Origin of the sequence: Streptomyces sp. (assembly GCF_031181705.1) — a bacterium.
Lineage (GTDB): Bacteria > Actinomycetota > Actinomycetes > Streptomycetales > Streptomycetaceae > Streptomyces.
The window spans coordinates 8,355-10,923 of sequence record NZ_JAPSKN010000168.1; the positions used below are offsets into that span (position 1 = coordinate 8,355).

The 2,569-nt window shown below is 76.2% G+C and carries 2 protein-coding genes; both read left to right on the forward strand.

Annotation, left to right across the window (positions count from 1 at the left end; genetic code table 11):
• A partial coding sequence (locus RIN80_RS23935; protein WP_309097708.1) for a SpoIIE family protein phosphatase occupies positions 1-1,552 on the forward strand: 1,552 nt, incomplete at its 5' end.
• Between the two features lie 27 nt (positions 1,553-1,579).
• The coding region (gene hemW, locus RIN80_RS23940; protein ID WP_309097709.1) for a radical SAM family heme chaperone HemW at positions 1,580-2,569 on the forward strand (990 nt) is incomplete at its 3' end.

Genomic DNA, 2,569 nt, shown 5'->3' on the forward strand with positions numbered 1-2,569 from the left:
CGCTTCCGACCTGCGCGGCGCTTCCGACCTGCGCGGCGCTTCCGGCCCGCGGGGCGCTTCCGGCCCGCGCGACTCGGCCGCCTCGCCGGACTGGCCCGTCCCGCAGGACGCGTCCGCCCTGCGGGACCCGGCCGTCCCGCGGTACTCGGCCGCCATGGGCGACTCGACCGCCCTGCGTGACTGGAGCGACCTGCGGGACTGGCGGGACCGCCACGAGAGCCCCGACGGGCGCGACGGGCCCGACGGCTCCTGGCTCGGCCGGGGCGCCCTGTCCTTCCTCGCGGAGGCCTCCGACCTGCTCGCCGGGCAGCTCGACGAGGACCTGGTCGCCGCCCTCGCCGGGCAGCTGATCGTGCCGCGGCTGGCCGACTGGTGCGCGGTCTGGCTGGAGGACGAGGCCACCGGCGCCGGCTGGGGCGGTGGCGCCGGCGGCCCCCGGCTGGCCCGGGTCTGGCACGGCAGCGAGAACCGCATCGAGGAGCTGCGCCGGACCCTGGAGAAGGAACCGCCGCCCCCGTCCGACCCCGTGACGTCCGGGCCCGTCGCCTGCCCGTGGCCCGGCGAGGCGCTCGGCGACGCCCCCGGGGAGTCCGGCTCGGCCCTCGCGTACCGGCTGGTCGCCGGGGGACGCCCGCTCGGCACCCTGGTCATCGGACGGTCCGGCACCGCCCGCTTCCCCGACGAGATCACCGGCCTCGTGGAGGACCTCGGCCGCCGGGTGGCCCTGGCCATCGGCGCCGCCCGCCAGTACGCCCGCCAGGCCACCATCAGCGCCGTCCTGCAGCGCGGCCTGCTGCCCGGAGCCGTCGCCGAGATCCCCGGCGTGCGCAGCGCCCTCGTCTACGAGCCCTGCGACAAGGGCGGCCCCAGCGGCGACTTCTACGACCTGTTCCCGGCCGGCGACGGCCGCTGGTGCTTCGCCGTCGGCGACGTCCAGGGCAAGGGGCCCGAGGCCGCCGTCGTCATCGGCCTGGCCCGGCCGTGGCTGCGGCTGCTGGCCCGCGAGGGCTACCGGGTCGCCGACGTCCTGGACCGCCTCAACCAGCTCCTGCTCGACGACGCCACGGAGGCCGCGGACGCGGCGGCCCGGGCCCTGGTGGCGGCGGGCGCGCGGCCGACCCCGCCCGGCGACGGTCCGCAGACCCGCTTCCTGTCCCTGCTCTACGGCGAACTGGTCCCCTTCGACGGCGGCGTCCGCTGCACCGTCGCCTCCGCCGGGCACCCGCTGCCCCTGCGGCTCGGGGCGGACGGCGAGGTCCACCCGTGCGCGCAGCCGCAGACCCTGCTGGGCGTCGTCGAGGACGCCGCGTACACCAGCGAGACCTTCGAGCTGCGCTCCGGCGACACGCTGCTGTGCGTCACCGACGGCGTCACCGAGCGCCGCTCCGGCTCCCGCCAGTTCGACGACGGGGACGGGCTCGCGGCGGCGCTGGCCGGGTGCGCGGGGCTCGACGCGGAGCTCATAGCCGAGCGGATCAAGCGGCTCGTGCACGATTTCGGGGCGCGGCCCCCGGCGGACGATCTGGCGCTGCTGGTGCTCCAGGCGGAGTGAGCGCGCGGGTGCTGGACAATGGAAGGCATGCCTTCCGCTCTCCCCGACGGCGAGCCCGTCCCCGAGGACGGCGCGCTGCCCGCGTCCGCACTCGCCGGGGCCGCCGCCCGCCCGCTCGGGTTCTACCTGCACGTCCCGTACTGCGCGACCCGCTGCGGCTACTGCGACTTCAACACCTACACGGCCACCGAGCTGCGCGGCACCGGCGGGGTGCTCGCCTCCCGTGACAACTACGCCGAGACGCTCGTCGACGAGATCCGCCTGGCCCGCAAGGTCCTGGGGGACGATCCGCGTCCCGTCCGCACGGTGTTCGTGGGCGGCGGTACGCCCACGCTGCTGGACGCCGGTGATCTCGTACGGATGCTGACGGCCGTGCGGGACGAGTTCGGGCTGGCGGCGGACGCCGAGGTCACCACGGAGGCCAACCCGGAGTCGGTCGATCCGGCCTATCTGGCGGCCCTGCGCGAGGGCGGCTTCAACCGCATCTCCTTCGGCATGCAGAGCGCGCGGCAGCACGTGCTGAAGGTGCTGGACCGCACGCACACGCCCGGGCGGCCTCAGGCGTGCGTCGCGGAGGCCAGGGCGGCCGGGTTCGAGCATGTGAACCTCGACCTGATCTACGGCACGCCGGGGGAGTCGGACGACGACTGGCGGGCCTCGCTGGACGCGGTGCTGGGGGCCGGTCCTGACCACGTCAGCGCCTACGCGCTGATCGTCGAGGAGGGGACGCAGCTGGCGCGGCGGATCCGCCGGGGCGAGGTGCCGATGACCGACGACGACGTCCACGCCGACCGGTACCTGATCGCGGACGAGGTGCTCTCGGGCGCGGGGTTCGAGTGGTACGAGGTGTCGAACTGGGCGACCTCCGAGGCGGGGCGGTGCCTGCACAACGAGCTGTACTGGCGGGGCGCCGACTGGTGGGGCGCCGGACCCGGGGCGCACAGCCACGTGGGCGGGGTGCGGTGGTGGAACGTGAAGCACCCCGGGGCGTACGCGGCGGCGCTGGCGGCCGGTCGT